Genomic DNA, 15568 nt, shown 5'->3' on the forward strand with positions numbered 1-15568 from the left:
GGGTTAATGCGCGGTAAACCTCCCGCCTGCGTCAAGGTGCACGGTCGCCGCCGGGAAGAATCAGCTCATTTCTTCGCCGGCTGTTCGGCCAGATTGATATCGAGCCTGGAGACGGGACGGCCGGGAGAGATGGTAATCTGTTTTTCGAACAAGACCTTGGGGGTCGAAAAATTTGTTCTGGCGCTAAGTTGCTCCACTGCCTGCTTGAGTTCGAGCAGGGACTTCGCGGTCTGCTTGAAGCACCGGAAGCTGAAGTATGCGGCGATCGCCGCCAACGGCAGCATTATTAACGAGCAAACTGTCAAAGCAGTCTCCATAATCCTTTCTCCTTTACGGATGGCTGATTGCCGAAAAGTCAAGGCGGCAACTCAAGCCGACACTTTCCTTGTGATTATCATATACACGGCGATAGCAAAAGGTTATAGGCGTCCTGTGTACAGTTCGAACGGCTTCGGTTCGGCTTCCTTGTTTTCCCGTCGGGATATAGGATATAATAGCCCCAGGAGTGATGACTGGGTGAACGACAACGGCAAACAGAAAAAATACCACACGATAACATACGGGTGCCAGATGAACGAGAACGATACCGAGCGCCTGGCCGGGCAGCTCAGAGCACTCGGCTACGAGGAGGCCGACCGCCCGGCCGACGCCGACGTGATTCTGATTAACACTTGCTGTGTCCGCGAGAGCGCCGAGAAAAAGATCCACGGCAAGATCGGCGAACTCAAGCGCCTGAAAGCGGGCAATCCAAACCTCATCATCGGGGTGGCAGGCTGTATGGCCCAGAAGGACCGGGACAAGCTGTTCAAACGCGCCCCCCATATTGACTTCGTCCTCGGCACCCACAATATCCACCAGCTTGGTGGGATAATCGCCGAGATCGGTCAGGCCCGCGGCCGGGTGCTGGCGGTGTGGGACCAGGCCGAGCGACTCGCCCCCGGGGTGCCCACCATTCGTAAAAACAAGATCGCCGCCTGGCTGCCGATAATGTACGGCTGCAACAATTTTTGCACCTACTGCATCGTGCCTTATGTCCGCGGCCGCGAACGCAGCCGTCCGCTCGAGGAAGTGGTGGGGGAGGCGGCCGAGCTCGCCGCCCAAGGGTTCCGTGAGATCACCCTCCTCGGGCAGAACGTCAATTCCTACGGCAAGGATGAAGCAGGTCACGCCGATTTTGCCGACCTGCTGGCCGCCGTCGACGGGGTGGAGGGGATTGCCCGCATCCGTTATATGACGTCCCACCCGCGCGACATGAATGCCAAGGTGATAGATACCATCAGGCGCAGCCGCCACGTCTGCGAGCATTTCCACCTGCCCATCCAGGCCGGCAGCGACGCCGTGCTGCAGGCGATGAACCGCGGCTACACCGCCGCCGCCTACCGCGAGCTGGTCGCCGAGATTCGCGCCGCCGTCCCCGGCGCCAGCCTTACCACCGATATCATTGTCGGCTTCCCCGGAGAGACGGACGAGATGTTCGCCGACACGCTCGCCCTTGTTGAAGAAGTCCGTTTCGACGCTGCGTATACCTTTTTGTACTCCCAGCGCTCCGGCACGCCGGCGGCGACGATGGCCGGGCAGATTCCTCTCGCGGTGAAAAAAGAACGCCTCAAACGCCTCATGGACCTCCAGAACGACATCAGCCTGGACATCAACCGCGGGCTCGTCGGCACCGAGACCGAGGTGCTGGTGGAAGGGGAAAGCAAGAACGACGCGAATAAGATGATGGGACGAACCCGTGCCAATAAGATCGTCATCTGGGACAGGACAGGCAACGAGCAGACGGGAGATCTGGTGACGGTAACCATCGAAACTGCCCAGACCTGGGTCCTGAAGGGAAAACTTGCTTAGACCGCGTACAAAGCCTTCAAAAGCGACGCTTTTCAAAACATCCTTGAAATAGGGCAGAGGAGAGACCGCATGTCAGTCAGCTACACGCCGATGATGGAACAATACCGCGACATCAAGCGCCGCCACCCCGACAGCATTCTCTTTTTCCGTCTGGGCGACTTCTACGAGATGTTTTTCGACGACGCTGAACTGGCGTCGCGCGAGCTTGAGATAACCCTCACCGGCCGCAACGCCGGCGCCGCCGAACGCGTTCCCATGTGCGGCGTGCCTTACCACGCCGCCGATAACTACATCGCCCGCCTCATCAGCAAAGGCTACCGCGTGGCCATTTGCGAACAGGTCGAAGACCCGGGCGCCAGCAAAGGCATCGTCCGCCGCGAGGTCATCCGCGTCGTTACACCCGGCACGGTGCTGACCGAGAACATGCTTGATAAGGGCAACAACTACCTTGTTCTGCTGCGCGAGGAGGATGACGCGGTTTACCTGGCGGCCGCCGATGTCTCGACCGCCGAGTGCGTGTGGGCGGAATTCGCCGGCCCCCATCGGGTCGGCAATCTCTGCGACCAGCTTTTCCGTCTTGCTCCGGCCGAAGTCGTACTCGGCGGCAAGATCGGCTCGCTGGCCGACATCCAGGCGTTTACCGCCGCCAGGCTGCCGCGCTGCACTTACAGCAGCCTGGTGGTCGACGACTACGCCGCGATCGCCGGGCTGCCCGGGCGCCACTTCGACGCCGACGAGCTGCCGGCCGCGCAGGGCGCAACCCTGGCGCTGGCTTTGCTGCTCCATTACCTCTACCAGACGGTCAAAAGCGATCTTTCCCATCTCAACCGGTTAACGAAATACGACGCCCGCGAACACCTCGCCCTCGACGCGGCCACGCTCCGCAACCTCGAAATCACCGCCAACATGCGCGACGGCAGCCGCAAGGACACGCTGCTATCAGTGCTCGACCATACTAAAACCGCCATGGGCGGCCGCCTGCTGAAAAAATGGCTGGAATACCCCCTGGTCAACCCGGCCGCCATCACCGCCCGCCAGGACGCCGTCGGCGAACTGATCGCCAAGCCGCTCGTCCGTCAGGAGTTTCATCAGTCCCTGGCGGAGATCTACGATTTCGAGCGCATCCTCACCCGCATCGAAGTCGGCACCGCCAACGCCCGCGATCTCATCGCCCTCAGGGCGTCGCTGACCGTGCTGCCGGCCGTAAAAGCCGGCCTCGCGCCCCTGGAGGCCAAACGCCTGTCCGCCATCGACCATGCCCTCGCCACTCACGGCGACGTCCGCGACCTTATCACCGCCGCCATCGGCGACAACCCGCCCCTGGCCGTGCGCGAGGGCGGCATGATCCGCGCCGGCTACGACCTAGAGCTCGACGAGCTGCGCGCCCTGGCCCGGGACAGCCGCCAGTTCGTCCAGGACCTTGAGGCCAGGGAGAGGGAGGCCACCGGCATCAAATCTCTGAAGGTCGGCTACAACAAGGTGTTCGGTTATTACATCGAGATAACCAACGCCAACGCCGCCAACGTGCCTGCCGCCTACACCCGTAAGCAGACGCTCGCCAACGCCGAGCGGTACATAACCCCGGAGCTGAAGGAATTTGAGATCAAAATCCTCGGCGCCCAGGAAAAGATCGTCGCCATCGAATACCACATTTTCTGCCGGATACGCGAATATGTGAAGGTGCGCATCGGCGAAATCCAGCAAACCGCCCGCCTGGTAGCCGAGCTCGACGCCCTGGCTTCGCTGGCCGAAGCTGCGGTCCGCGGCGGTTATACGCGGCCGGCTCTCAATAACGCCCGCGAGATCGTTATCCGCGACGGCCGCCACCCGGTCGTAGAGAAGCTGCTCAAACGCGAGCTGTTCGTGCCCAACGACACCGACCTCAACCATCGCGACTGCGAGATCATGATCATCACCGGCCCGAATATGGCGGGAAAATCGACCTACATGCGCCAGGTGGCCCTGCTCGTCCTCCTCGCCCAGACAGGCAGCTTCATCCCGGCCCGCGAGGCGTCCATCTGCCCCGTCGACCGCGTCTTCACGCGGGTGGGGGCGAGTGACGACTTGGCCACCGGCCAGAGTACCTTCATGGTGGAAATGAACGAAGTCGCCCACATCCTCCGCCACGCCACCGCAAACAGCCTCATTGTCCTCGACGAGATCGGCCGCGGCACCAGCACTTTCGACGGCATGAGCATCGCCCGCGCCGTAATCGAATACGGCAAGGACAAGGTCCGGGCCAAGACGCTGTTCGCAACCCATTACCACGAGCTCACCGAGCTTGAGGCGACGTCCCGGCGGATTAAAAACTTCTCGGTGGCCGTCAAGGAGCGGGGCAACGACGTCGTATTCCTCCGCCGCATCGTCCCCGGCGGCGCCGACAAGAGCTACGGCATCCATGTCGCCCAGTTGGCCGGTTTGCCGAAGAAGCTCGTCGAACGCGCCCAGGAAATCCTCGCCGAACTCGAACACGGGCAGCGCCACATCCGGGCGGCGGCCGGCGAGGCAGCGGCAACGGCGGCCGCTGAACCTGCCGCCGAACAGCCCACCCTGTTCGCCTCCAGCCTCGCCGAGGAACTGGCTACTATCGACGTCATGACCCTCACGCCTCTTGAGGCGCTCAACATCCTTTATAAATTGCAGATTCAGGCCAAACAGGAGGCTGGCAGGCCATGACCCAGCCCGTTATCCGCATTCTCGACGAAAACACCGCCAACAAGATCGCCGCCGGTGAAGTGGTCGAACGCCCCGCTTCGGTCGTCAAGGAGCTGGTCGAAAACGCCCTTGACGCCTACAGCCGCAATATCGAGGTAACGATCGCCGACGGCGGCGTGAGCTTCATCCGCGTTGCCGACGACGGGGTGGGGATGAGCCGCGCCGACGCCGAATTGGCTATCCTCCGCCACGCCACCAGCAAAATCGGCGCCGCCGAAGATCTCTACAGCGTCCATTCTCTGGGCTTCCGGGGCGAGGCGCTGCCCAGCATCGCCGCGGTGTCGCGCTTTTCCCTCACCACCAGGCCGCATGACGCCGACTTCGCCACCTATGTCGAGGTCACCGGCGGCGTCGTCAGCGACGTAAGGGAAGCGGGCGGGGGAGCAGGCACGGTCGTAACCGTCGCCGACCTGTTCTTCAACACTCCGGCCCGCCGCAAATTTCTCAAATCGCCGGCTACCGAGAGCGGCCACATCCACGACGTCCTCGGCAAGCTCGCTTTGTCCCACCCCGAAGTTTCTTTCCGGCTGGTCAACAACGACCGCCTCGTCCTCGCCACGCCGGGACAGGGCGATGTGCTCGCCGCCATCGCCAGCCTCTACGGCCCCAAGGCCGGCGCCGAGCTGCTGCCGGTCAGCCATGAGGAGGAAGGGCTGGCGGTGAGGGGCTACGTCGCCAAGCCCACCCTACTCAAAAGCAGTCGCCAGTGGCAGACCTTCATCGTCAACGCCCGCGTCGTCTCCAGCCGCCTGATCGCCAAGGCGCTCGACAACGCCTACCACTCGCTGCTGCCTAAAAGCGGCTACCCGCTGGCCGTGCTTAACATCATCCTGCCGGCCGACACTGTCGACGTCAACGTCCACCCCCAGAAGAGCGAGATCAAGTTCAGCGACGAAAGCAAGCTCTTCCGGGCCGTCTACCGGGCGGTGAGCGCCGCTCTGACCGCCGCCCGGCCTGAGGAGGCGGCCGGCGCGCCAGCCTTCTCCTGGCCGCGCGCCGAGCACCGTCACACCCCCGCCGGTCAGCAAGGCTACGCCGGCAACAGTTATTCCCCGCGGCCGGACGGCCCGGCGGCCCAGCAGCCTATGTGGCGGGAGACGCCGCTGCCTTTCGCCGCCGCCCGCGAAGCGATCCGTCAGGAGGAGGCGCTGGCCGGAGCGGACGCCGCCCCATTAGAAGAGGAAGTTGCGCCGGCAGCCGCCGGAATGAGCCTCGTACCGCTCGGACAGGTGGATGAGTGTTACATCGTCGCCCGCGGCGAGGGTGGCGGCCTCTATATCATCGACCAGCACGCCGCCCACGAACGCATCCTCTACGAGCGCCTCAGCGCCGCCAGCGGCCGCATCCCCGTACAGACACTGCTCGTGCCGGTCTTCGTCGATCTTGACCCCCGAGAAGCCCTGCTGGTCGGCGAAAACCAGTCCGTATTCCACGACCTCGGCTTCACCCTTGAGCAGGTAGGCCCATCCGCCTTCCGCATCACCGAGATGCCTACCGACGTGCCGCCCGGCGAAGCCCGCGACTTTCTCCACGACATCCTCGTTCTCCTCGAAGGCCGCGCCAGCCCCAACGCCGCCGAACTCCGCCACGCCTGCCTCCAGACCGCCGCCTGCCGTGCCGCCGTAAAAGCTGGCGACAGCCTTTCGATGCGCCAGATCGTGGCTCTCCTGCAGGAACTGGCCGCGACCTCGCTCCCTTACACCTGCCCCCACGGCCGGCCGGCCATCGTGCGCTTCGGGCCCGACGACCTGGCCAAACTGTTTAAACGTACATAGGTGACGCCATGAACCTGATCGTTACGACCATTCACAAACCCACCCCCACTGTGGCCGAGCAAGCCGAAGAGCTGGCGGAGCGCCTGGCTGCGCCGTTCGTCGAGCGCGGCCGGAGTTCGCTGGGGTCCCTGTGTGCCGAGCATGACGCCGACACCGTGCTGGTTGCCGCCAAAGGCGGCCCGGTCGTACACACCGCGGGCGGGGAGTACTTTTTTCATCTCAGCATGGCCGAGCTGCGTATAAATAATCTCAAAGATGGAAAGCCTGACCATATGATATCCGCCATGGGGCTCGCGCGTGGCATGAGCGTCCTTGACTGCACTCTCGGCCTGGCCACCGACGCCGTCGTAGCCAGCTTCGCCGCCGGGGAGGAGGGGAGGGTGGTCGGCCTCGAGGCGTCGCCCCTCATCGCCGCCATCACCGGCTATGGCCTGGCGGGATTTGCCAGCGGCAGACCCGATGTAGACGCCGCCCTCCGCCGCATCGAAGTTATCCGCGCCGATTATAACGCTTACCTGGCGAACCTGCCGGACGCCTCGTTCGATGTCGTCTATTTCGACCCGATGTTCCGCGCCCCGGTTGCCGCCAGTTCCAGCCTGCGTCCCATCCGCACCCTGGCCGACCCGCGCCCGGTCGGACCCGAAGCCGTTGCCGCCGCCCTACGGGTCGCCAAGCGCAGGGTTGTCCTTAAGGAAGCCAGGGGCAGCGGCGAATTCGCCCGCCTGGGATTCGCCACCGTCGTCGGCGGCAAATATAGCAGCATCCATTATGGCATTCTGGAAGCGGGGTGCTGACTGTGGAACGCCTCATCGCCATCGTCGGCCCAACCGCCGTCGGCAAAACCCGCCTCGCCATCGATCTCGCTCTCCGGCTGGACACCGAGATAATCTCCGGCGACGCCCTGCAGGTCTATCGCGGCCTCGATATCGGCACCGCCAAGCCCGACGCCGCCGAACGCCGCGGCGTCCGCCACCATCTCATCGATCTTCTCGGCCCCCGGGAAGAGTTCAGCGTCGCCGATTTCAAGGCCCGCGCCGCCGACCTTATCGCCGCCATCAACGCCCGCGGCCGCATTCCCATCCTCGCCGGCGGCACAGGTCTTTATGTCCGCTCCCTGCTTGAGGATTACCGCTTCAACGCCGCCCCGGGCAGCGAGGAAATCCGCCGTCGTCTGGCCGGCCTGGCGGAAAGCCGCGGCAGCGCCCACCTCCACCGTCTCCTGCAGGCCACCGACCCGGAAACGGCCGCCCGCCTGCATCCCAACGACACCCGCCGCGTAATCCGCGCCCTGGAAAGCATCGAACTTAGCGGCGAGCAGATCTCGCAATCCAGGAACGCCGCGCCGGTGTATGACTGCCTGGTTATCGGTCTTACCATGGAACGCGCGAAGCTCTACGAGCGCATCAACCGGCGGGTGGACGACATGGTCGCCGCCGGACTGGTGACTGAGGTGGCGGGGTTGCTCGCGTCTGGCGTTCCGCCGGCCGCCCGCTCACTACAGGCTATCGGCTACAAGGAGCTTGTGGACCATCTCGCCGGCCGCGCCGACCTAGCCGCTTCGGTCGAGAAGATCAAGCAGGCGACCCGTAATTTCGCCAAACGCCAATACACCTGGTTCCGCCGCATGCCGTACATTCACTGGGTCGACGTTGACAAATTCGTAGAATATGATACAATGTTGGCATATATTTACAGTCTGATAGCAGGAAAGTTCCTGCCCGGCGAGAAATATAACCAAAGATAGGTCGCTCGCTTACAGAAAAAAATTTTTCGGAGGGGTTTCTCTATGACGACAACGAAAGTAATCAACCTGCAGGACAGCTTTCTTAACCAGGTCCGTAAAGAAAATGTGCCTGTCATCATTTATTTGGTCAACGGCTTCCAACTGCGCGGCTCGGTGAAGGGCTTCGACAACTTTACCGTCATCATGGAGAACGAAGGCAAACAGCAGTTGGTTTACAAGCACGCTATCTCGACCATTACGCCCTTCCGGCCCCTGAACTCAAACCTCCACGAGCGGCGCGAGGAACCTAAAACCGAAAAGTAAACGGAAAACCCGGGCAGATTAAGCCCGGGTTATTTTTTGTAGCGGGATGTTGGGGGCGAGAGAAGAAAGTTAGTGTCTGAGGGGCCGCCCGCGGATTGGATTTTTCCCGCCTTCCTTTTTTCACACGAAGCCTTCACAAGGCATATAATGATTATCACCGAACGGTAGGCGGGGTGAACATATGCCGTATCTATGGCCCAAGGACGTGCTGGCGGCGGTCGAAACGGGAGAACTGCCGCCGGTGGAGGCGTGCAGGCTCCTGCGGGAAATGGACACTGTCGCAGCGCCGGCGGCCCGCGCCGATAACGGCGCCGCCCAGCAACGGGTGGAGGAAATCCTGCGGGAGCTCGACGCTCTTATCGGGTTGCGCGAAGTCAAAAAGCTCGTTAGAGAGATATACGCCTTCATCGAGATCCAAAAATGGCGGCAAAAAGAGCGGCTCGCGACCGAACCGCTCGTCATGCACATGATTTTCAAGGGCAACCCAGGCACCGGCAAGACGACCGTGGCCAGGATCATGGGGAAGATTTTCCGGTCGCTTGGCGTTCTGAGCCGCGGCCACCTCATCGAGGTCGAACGCGCAGACCTCGTCGGCGAGTATATCGGCCACACCGCCCAGAAAACCAGGGAGCAGCTCAAAAAGGCCTATGGAGGCATCCTCTTCATCGATGAAGCCTATTCGCTGGCCCGCGGCGGCGAAAAGGATTTTGGTAAAGAGGCAATTGATTGCATGGTGAAATCACAGTAATAAAATGATATAAAAACGGCCGCTTAGCAGCGACCGTTTTTTAGTTCGAAAAATAGCTTGTAAATATGTTTGCACGGCAGCTTCCTGCCCTGGAAGTCGGCGCAGGTGCAGGTACCGAGCGTCACGGCGTAGCCGTTGACCGTCCCGGTAGCCGTCGAACGGTCGACGGCGGCGTCGCAGATATCGCCGGCCCGCTGCTGGCGCTTGATTTGCTCAGGGCGGTTGTGGATGCGCTCATCCCAGGGACCGAAGGCGGGGATGGTGACCGCTCCTTCGCGGAGTTTGTCGTGGCCGTCGGGGTAGATGCGTCCGCGGGTGATATTCAGCGCCTCGTGAAGAGCTCCGAAGCTCGCCGCCTTCTTTTCCCGGCATGCCATCAGGGCCACCTGCGCGCACACGTTGGCGTCCTCGCCGGCGTCATGGTGGCGGAAAACGATGCCGTGGCGTTCGGCCAGGGCCGCCAGTCCGTAACGTTTCCAGCCAGGCCAGGTCCGCTGAGCGATGACTTTGGTACAGGAATATTCGGCGTTCAGACGGGGGATGCGGTAGAGGTCAAGGGACTGGATAAGAACATTGATGTCGAACTCGGCGTTGTGGGCGATGATAATCCGCCCCTCAAGCAGCGGCCTGAGTTCGGGCCACAATTCGCCGAACTCGGGCTTGTCGGCCGCCATATCGGCGGTTATGCCGTGAATTCTGACGAACCCGGGATCAAAAATTAGTTGGGGAGGGCGAACCAGCCAGGATGGGTTCGCCACCACCCGGCCGTCGGCCACGAAGGCCAGCCCCACGGCGCAGATACTGGTCCATTCCCGGTTGGCGGTTTCGAAATCGAGGGCGACGAAGTCGTACTCCTGCGGCAGTGAAGAGCAATTGTCAGCGGCGGGCGTCATTTGCATCGTTCCTTTGCTGTTTCCTTATTTCTTCGCTTTTGCGAGATCGGTTGTGCCGAAGCGCTCGACCGCACGGGTCAGATAGGCGGCAACCGCCTCGTCTTTGTCCGTGCCGGGCTGGTATGTGTCAGTGGCAATGAACTGCCAAGAGCCGCCTTCCTTGGCGAGCGTGAATTTCATCAGCGCATACTGCATATTGCCTGAGACGGCCATGCTGTTTACCCGCTGCCGGCTATAGAGACAGATGCCTTCGATGGTTTTGTCGCCGGGACGGGGGCCGGAGCTGTTTACGGCTTCGACGTAATGCAGGGTGTAGCTGCCCCAACCTGCCAGCCATGCGTCGAACTGCTCGCGCGACAGCCTGAGAGCCATTTTGTCTACCGACCGCAGCTTGACGATATCTTTTTCGTTGAAGGCTTCCATGCGCAGCAGCAGCAGGCGAACAGCCTCCCATTCCTCGGGACTTACGTACTTCTCAGCCCTGGTTATCTGCTTAACCTCAAACGCCGCGCCGTACATGCGGCTGCCGACAAGATCCGGGCGCAACCTGCCCTCGACGACGACCGCGAGGTCGTTTTTCTGGTAAGCGCGCGGCAGTTTCCTGATCGGATGATATTGCTTGCCTTCGTCGCTGAGGAGCCCGTAGGTGCCCAGAGACTCCACCCAACGCACCTTGCCCTTGAAGCGAAACAGCGGTTGCTTATCGTCGGCCGCCGCGGACACCGCCGGCAGCAGCGCTGTAAGCGCCGCAACCGTGATGAGAATGATAAGGGTCTTTGCTCTCATTATTAGCCTCCTAACGTCCTGTGGCCGTAGCCGGCGCGAATGATGCCGACACCTTGTCTATCATCGGCGCGCCCTCCCCGACCCCAGGCGGCAGATAGCTGACGACGGCCTGCGAGGAGGAGGGGCGGTCGCCGATCGCTATTTCGCCTTCCCACAGGATTTCCTTCGCCCAGAACAGCGTGCCTTCCACCTTATAGGCATAACTGCCCGGCGCCACCGGCCGCCCGGCGCTGTCGGTGCAGTCCCAGACGAGTGTATGCGGCCCTGGCTGCTGGGTCGCGCTGGTGACGGCGTCCACTGTCGCGGTCGGCGGACCTCCCACGCCTGCAGCCTTCCGCCACAGCGGCAGGCACTCGGGCCGCCGCTCATAGCCGCCCCTGCCGGTGAAGCGGGTGACCAAAAGTGTTTTGATATATTTGCCGTCGCTGTCCTCGACCCACACCGCCATTTGGTTGCTGGCAATTGTCGGCATGCGTTGCAGCTCGTAACTGATCGTCACCGCGCCGGGCGCCTGGTCGGCGACGCCGGCGGCGAAAGCAGCGGCGGCCGTTGCCGCCAGAATAATGAGCGCCAGAAGTATTATCCGTCTCTCCGGTCGCATGATCATGCTCCTTATTGCTCGAATCTCCTCTAGCCTTCGACGCTGGCCGCCGAAATCCTGTAGGCTGCCGGCAACTCACCGGCAAACAAAAATCCCCCGGAACGGGGGATATGGGGATGATGCAACAACATGAGGCTAACGGTTCTGTTCCTTCGACTGTGGCAGGTTGTTTTTCAGTTCGATCGACTTCTGGCAGGACGGGCATGTGACGGAGTTGTGCCGTTTCTGGATCTCTTCCACCGTCAGCTTGATCGGGTTACGGCACTCAGGACAGTTGAACTTCACAAAAAAACCTCCCTGGTCAGGTGATAAAGATAGCATTCGCCGTCACCGGCGAAATACCTACGCTAGAATATTGGAACTATTTTTCCCTGCATTTATAAAAACTTCAGTTCGATGCTTATTTCCGGCCGGCTGCCACGCGCTTTCGTCGAATCCCGCCTTTCCACCACCGCTTTCTCCAGTACCGCCCGCACGGCTGCCCGTTTTTCCTCGTAGGGCAGGTCGCCGGCGGCGAAATTCTGCTGTAAGGCGGCCACAAGTTCGGAAGGGGAGAGGAAGGGGGAGGCGGCGGCAAGTTCGGCGCGGATTTTTTTCTTGTTCTGCTCGATGTCGTGCAGACGGGTACGGATGTCGGCCAATTGGCGCTCGGCATCCTCGTCGCTTACCATCTGCTGACGGTACCAGCGCAGCAGCATCTCCCGCTGCTTGACAAGCCTCGTCTCGTTGTCGGCCAGGCGTTCGAGGGCTGTCTGAAGGTTCTGAGCACCCGCCTGACTCGGCCGGGCGACGAGATACTGCTTGATTTGCTTGGGGTTGGCACTCAACTGCAGTAGATGGTCGAAAACCGCCTTATCGAGTGCTTCGGTGGGAATGCGCCGGGCGGCGCAGCGTTCCTGGCCGGAATATATGTACGTGTTGCTGCGCTGACTGACGCAAACATAGTAGCTTCTCGGCTCCGTCGCCTTACCGGCGTAGGCGATTGTCATCTTCCGCCCGCACCTGGCGCAATAGACGAGGCCGTTTAAAAGCTGTTCGTGTTTGAGATTGCGCTTGGACAGCGACTTATTCTCCTTGAGCTGGCGCAGGGCCGCCTCCCACGTGGCGGAGTCGACGATCGCCGGCACCGGCACCTCGATCCATTCAGCCTCTGGTCTGAGCTCCCTGACCCGCTTATTCTGACCGACCTTCTGGTACTTGTAGCGCATGGCCACGTGGGTGCCTTTGTAGAGCGGATTGGTCAGCAGCCGGTATACGGCTGACACGATCCACGGCTTTTTCAGGCGAGGGGAGGGTATCCCCTGTTCGTTGAGGCGCTTGCAAATCGTAGCTGTGCCGACTTTCTCCGTCACCAGCCAGTCGTACATCCGTCGGACAATCTCCGCCTCGGGCTCGTTTATGGCATAGTTGCTCACCTTGCGGTCGAAAGTGTAGCCGAACGGCTTGGCGTCGGCGATGATTTTGCCCTTGGCCGCCTTGCCGCGTTTGCCGCGCAGCGACCGTTCCTTGATTTTCTCTTTCTCGTAGTCGGCGATCGCGCCGCGGATGGAATAAAACAGCTTCCCCTCGGCAGACTGCTCGAAGGAAACCGACACAAAAACCAGTTCCGCTCCGGCACGCTCGATCTCTTCGGTAATGATCAACTGATGAGCGAGATTACGGGCCAAGCGGTCCGGGTCGAAAACAATGACATAAGCGAATTCGTGTCCGGCCAGCCGGCCGCGCAGCTTATCGAGCGCCGGACGGTCGATGAATTCGCCGCTATAGCCGTCGTCGACAAACTCCTCCGCAGCTTTTGTGCCCAGTTCACCGGCCCGGCGCCGGCATTCCTCAAGCTGGGTGTCGAGGGAATAACCCTTTTCCGCCTGCTCGGCGGTGCTCACCCTTGCATATATCGCCGCCTTGGTCATAATGGTCCTCCCGCGATTGTTTATCTTTGCTGCAATAGTTCAATACCGCCACGTCATTTCCTGCCTGTCCGGCGGTGAAAAGGGGGAATACCGCCGGGACGCCGCCTCATATAATGCGACGAGGTGGTCGATATGGTCCGCGAAAAGGAACGCTCCGCCGTCAAACAGGCCGTGATCATCATCATCCGCCATACGGGCGAATGGGATCCGGCCCGCCACGCACTTTCCTTTCTCAGGCCGCTGATCGAAGGTGAGAGCCGGCGCCTGACGACGCTGCCCCCCCAGCCGCCCGGCAGCGGTCCGCCGCCCGGGTAACCGCGCCGCTTGAGCGTCCTTGGATTTTTTGTTACTACTGTTTGGTAAAATACATGGAAGACCATAAGGATGAGCTTGTTCTTATCTTGGCCGGCTACCAACGGGAAATGGAACAGTTCCTCCAGACTAACCCCGGTCTCCGTTCCCGCTTTCCCATCCACATCGATTTCCCCGACTACTCCCAGGAGGAATTGCTGGCGATCGCCGAGCAGCTGTGCGCCAGACGCCAGTATCAGCTTACCGTGCAGACACGGTTGGCCCTCCTGAGAATGCTCACCCCTCCCGCCAAGCGCGACGACGACAATTTCGGCAATGCCCGCACGGTGCGCAACATCATCGAAAAAGCTCTCCGGCGCCAGGCGGTCCGCCTGGTGGCCAAGGCCAGCATAACCCGCGAAGAGCTTATGGCCATCGAGCCGTGCGACCTCCCGGAGGTGGAAGGATGAAAGAATTCGCCGTCGTCGGCCGCCCTAATTCCGGCAAGACCCTTTTTACCCTCAACTTCGCCGCCTATCTCGGTTGCAAGACGGTCGACATTACCTTCCGCGCTCCGGACGGCCTGCTCGACTGCCGCCACTATGTCGTCAACGAGGCGCGGCGGGAGCTGTGCGGGCCTATGACGCATAAAACCCGCGCCGTCCAGTCGGTGGTATTAAAGGTGCCTGTAGGAAAAACAGCCGTCAGCTTCAAGCTTTCCGACACCTGCGGCGTTAGCGAGCAGATCCACGGCGAGGAAGGAATCCGTCGCGGCATGGCCCAAACGCTCAGTCTTGTCCGTTCGACCGACTTCATTATCCATGTCGTCGATGTCGCCCTGGCCACGGACGCCTTCTTCGGCGGCAGCGCCAATATCGACCGGGAAATTTACAACTACGGCGTCAGTCGCAACCGCTACATCCTGCTCGCCAATAAGACCGACCTGCCCAGGGCGCGCGAAAACCTCGCCCCCCTCACAGCTGCCTTCCATCAGGCCGTCGTTCTGCCGGTATCAGCCCTCTACAGCACCGGCTTCGGAGAGGTGAAAGCCTATGTGGCCGCCAATGTCTGACGGGGTCACCACCGCCACGCTCGCCGCAACCCTCTGTTCACTGGCTATAAAACTCACCGACGACTGGCTCGACCGTGACAGGGACGCCGCCGTCGGCCGCGTCAACTGGTCGGCAAAACTCGGGGTCGGCGCTATGGTATATGCGGCGCTTTTTCTTGCCCTGGCCGCGGGCATAAACGCTTCGGTCAGCCTGGCCCTCTTTTTCGCCAGTTACGTCGTAGGCATGTTCACCGACCTCGGTCGCCGCCTCCCCAGCCGCCTGACGGGCTGGCAGGAGTCACTGCTTGTGATGGCGGCCGGTACAGCTCTCTGCGGCTGGCGGACGATGCTGTTCGCCGCCCTGTTCGTCTCCGCCGTCCAGCTTATCGACGACTGCGTCGACCGAGCCGGTGACCGCCTTGCCGGCCAGCGCAACTTCGCCTGCCGGTTCGGAGCGGCGGAATGCCTCCTCGGCGGCCTCGCCCTCCTGCTGGCTTCCTGGTGGCTGGACGCCGGGCTGTTCGTCCCCGTGTTCGCCGGCGTAGCCGCCGTCTACTTCCTTGACCTGCGACTCAAGGAGGTGATGAGATGATTATCGATTACCTCCTGTTCGCCTTGGGAGCTTTTCTGTTCGGCTACTTGCTAGGCAAACGCCTGGGAAGGGAAGAGGGCAGGGAGGAGGGCAAAGCCCTTGTACCCCTGCTCCTCAGGGAGCAGTCCTTCGCCCAGGGATACTGCGCGCTCTGCCACGCCGCCCGCCTGCCGGCGATAGAGCGGTCAGAAAACGCCCAGCGGGGCTTCTCAACACTTTAATTTGGCACTTCAAAGAGGCGGTCGCGCCTCTTTCGCCTTTTTTTGCAGGAAATAACGGCGATTGAACAAAATAAAGAGAGTTGGAGAAAG

At 61.5% G+C, this 15568-nt stretch carries 18 protein-coding genes; 12 read left to right on the top strand and 6 right to left on the bottom strand.

Features of this window, described 5'->3' with window-relative positions:
- Positions 1-65: 65 nt before the first annotated feature.
- A complete protein-coding gene (locus Q4T40_09090) occupies positions 66-317 on the bottom strand; it encodes a hypothetical protein (protein ID MDT8901392.1) in 252 nt (83 codons plus the stop codon).
- A gap of 199 nt (positions 318-516) precedes the next feature.
- Between Q4T40_09090 and miaB the strand changes: the two genes are divergently transcribed.
- The 7 genes from miaB to Q4T40_09125 all read left to right on the top strand — a co-directional run bounded on the left by miaB (position 517) and on the right by Q4T40_09125 (position 9133).
- A complete protein-coding gene (gene miaB / locus Q4T40_09095) occupies positions 517-1848 on the top strand; it encodes a tRNA (N6-isopentenyl adenosine(37)-C2)-methylthiotransferase MiaB (GenBank protein ID MDT8901393.1) in 1332 nt (443 codons plus the stop codon).
- A 69-nt stretch (positions 1849-1917) separates the two neighbouring features.
- Positions 1918-4524 (top strand): DNA mismatch repair protein MutS, encoded by a 2607-nt coding sequence (gene mutS, locus Q4T40_09100; protein ID MDT8901394.1) that lies wholly within the window; start codon positions 1918-1920, stop codon positions 4522-4524.
- Complete coding sequence (mutL, locus tag Q4T40_09105) at positions 4521-6338, top strand: DNA mismatch repair endonuclease MutL (GenBank protein ID MDT8901395.1); 1818 nt, start codon at positions 4521-4523, stop codon at positions 6336-6338. Before mutS ends, mutL begins: the two co-directional genes overlap by 4 nt.
- An 8-nt stretch (positions 6339-6346) precedes the next feature.
- Positions 6347-7132, top strand: coding sequence for a class I SAM-dependent methyltransferase (locus Q4T40_09110; protein MDT8901396.1), 786 nt, complete (start codon positions 6347-6349; stop codon positions 7130-7132).
- A gap of 2 nt (positions 7133-7134) precedes the next feature.
- The gene (miaA, locus tag Q4T40_09115; GenBank protein ID MDT8901397.1) at positions 7135-8082 is read left to right on the top strand and encodes a tRNA (adenosine(37)-N6)-dimethylallyltransferase MiaA; all 948 of its coding nucleotides are present in this window, start codon (positions 7135-7137) and stop codon (positions 8080-8082) included.
- 42 nt (positions 8083-8124) lie between these two features.
- Positions 8125-8385, top strand: a complete 261-nt coding sequence (gene hfq / locus Q4T40_09120; protein ID MDT8901398.1) for an RNA chaperone Hfq — start codon at positions 8125-8127, stop codon at positions 8383-8385.
- Between the two features lie 181 nt (positions 8386-8566).
- Positions 8567-9133 carry an AAA family ATPase gene (locus Q4T40_09125; GenBank protein MDT8901399.1) on the top strand — a complete coding sequence of 189 codons (567 nt, stop codon included), beginning with the start codon at positions 8567-8569 and terminating at the stop codon, positions 9131-9133.
- A 23-nt stretch (positions 9134-9156) separates the two neighbouring features.
- Here Q4T40_09125 and Q4T40_09130 read toward each other — a convergent pair whose 3' ends face one another.
- The 5 genes from Q4T40_09130 to Q4T40_09150 form a co-directional block, all read right to left on the bottom strand.
- The gene (locus Q4T40_09130; GenBank protein ID MDT8901400.1) at positions 9157-10026 is read right to left on the bottom strand and encodes an exonuclease domain-containing protein; all 870 of its coding nucleotides are present in this window, start codon (positions 10024-10026) and stop codon (positions 9157-9159) included.
- A gap of 24 nt (positions 10027-10050) precedes the next feature.
- A complete protein-coding gene (locus Q4T40_09135; GenBank protein MDT8901401.1) occupies positions 10051-10812 on the bottom strand; it encodes a hypothetical protein in 762 nt (253 codons plus the stop codon).
- Positions 10813-10822: 10 nt separating this feature from the next.
- Entirely contained in the window at positions 10823-11413 is a 591-nt protein-coding gene (locus Q4T40_09140) for a DUF2271 domain-containing protein (GenBank protein ID MDT8901402.1), read from the bottom strand.
- Positions 11414-11548: 135 nt separating this feature from the next.
- Positions 11549-11698, bottom strand: coding sequence for a hypothetical protein (locus Q4T40_09145; protein ID MDT8901403.1), 150 nt, complete (start codon positions 11696-11698; stop codon positions 11549-11551).
- A 92-nt stretch (positions 11699-11790) separates the two neighbouring features.
- Positions 11791-13323 (bottom strand): recombinase family protein, encoded by a 1533-nt coding sequence (locus Q4T40_09150; protein ID MDT8901404.1) that lies wholly within the window; start codon positions 13321-13323, stop codon positions 11791-11793.
- A gap of 132 nt (positions 13324-13455) precedes the next feature.
- Here Q4T40_09150 and Q4T40_09155 point away from each other — a divergent pair, with 132 nt between their 5' ends.
- From Q4T40_09155 to Q4T40_09175, 5 genes are read left to right on the top strand one after another with little or no spacing between them, the layout of a single operon-like run.
- The gene (locus Q4T40_09155) at positions 13456-13638 is read left to right on the top strand and encodes a hypothetical protein (protein ID MDT8901405.1); all 183 of its coding nucleotides are present in this window, start codon (positions 13456-13458) and stop codon (positions 13636-13638) included.
- Positions 13639-13691: 53 nt separating this feature from the next.
- The gene (locus tag Q4T40_09160; GenBank protein MDT8901406.1) at positions 13692-14084 is read left to right on the top strand and encodes an AAA family ATPase; all 393 of its coding nucleotides are present in this window, start codon (positions 13692-13694) and stop codon (positions 14082-14084) included.
- Positions 14081-14686 carry a 50S ribosome-binding GTPase gene (locus tag Q4T40_09165; protein MDT8901407.1) on the top strand — a complete coding sequence of 202 codons (606 nt, stop codon included), beginning with the start codon at positions 14081-14083 and terminating at the stop codon, positions 14684-14686. The genes Q4T40_09160 and Q4T40_09165 overlap by 4 nt, the downstream gene beginning before the upstream one ends.
- Positions 14679-15257, top strand: coding sequence for a hypothetical protein (locus Q4T40_09170; GenBank protein ID MDT8901408.1), 579 nt, complete (start codon positions 14679-14681; stop codon positions 15255-15257). Before Q4T40_09165 ends, Q4T40_09170 begins: the two co-directional genes overlap by 8 nt.
- Entirely contained in the window at positions 15254-15478 is a 225-nt protein-coding gene (locus Q4T40_09175) for a hypothetical protein (GenBank protein ID MDT8901409.1), read from the top strand. The genes Q4T40_09170 and Q4T40_09175 overlap by 4 nt, the downstream gene beginning before the upstream one ends.
- Positions 15479-15568: the final 90 nt, after the last annotated feature.

This window comes from Selenomonadales bacterium 4137-cl, from assembly GCA_032334055.1.
Taxonomy (GTDB): domain Bacteria; phylum Bacillota; class Negativicutes; order Sporomusales; family UBA7701; genus Anaeroselena; species Anaeroselena agilis.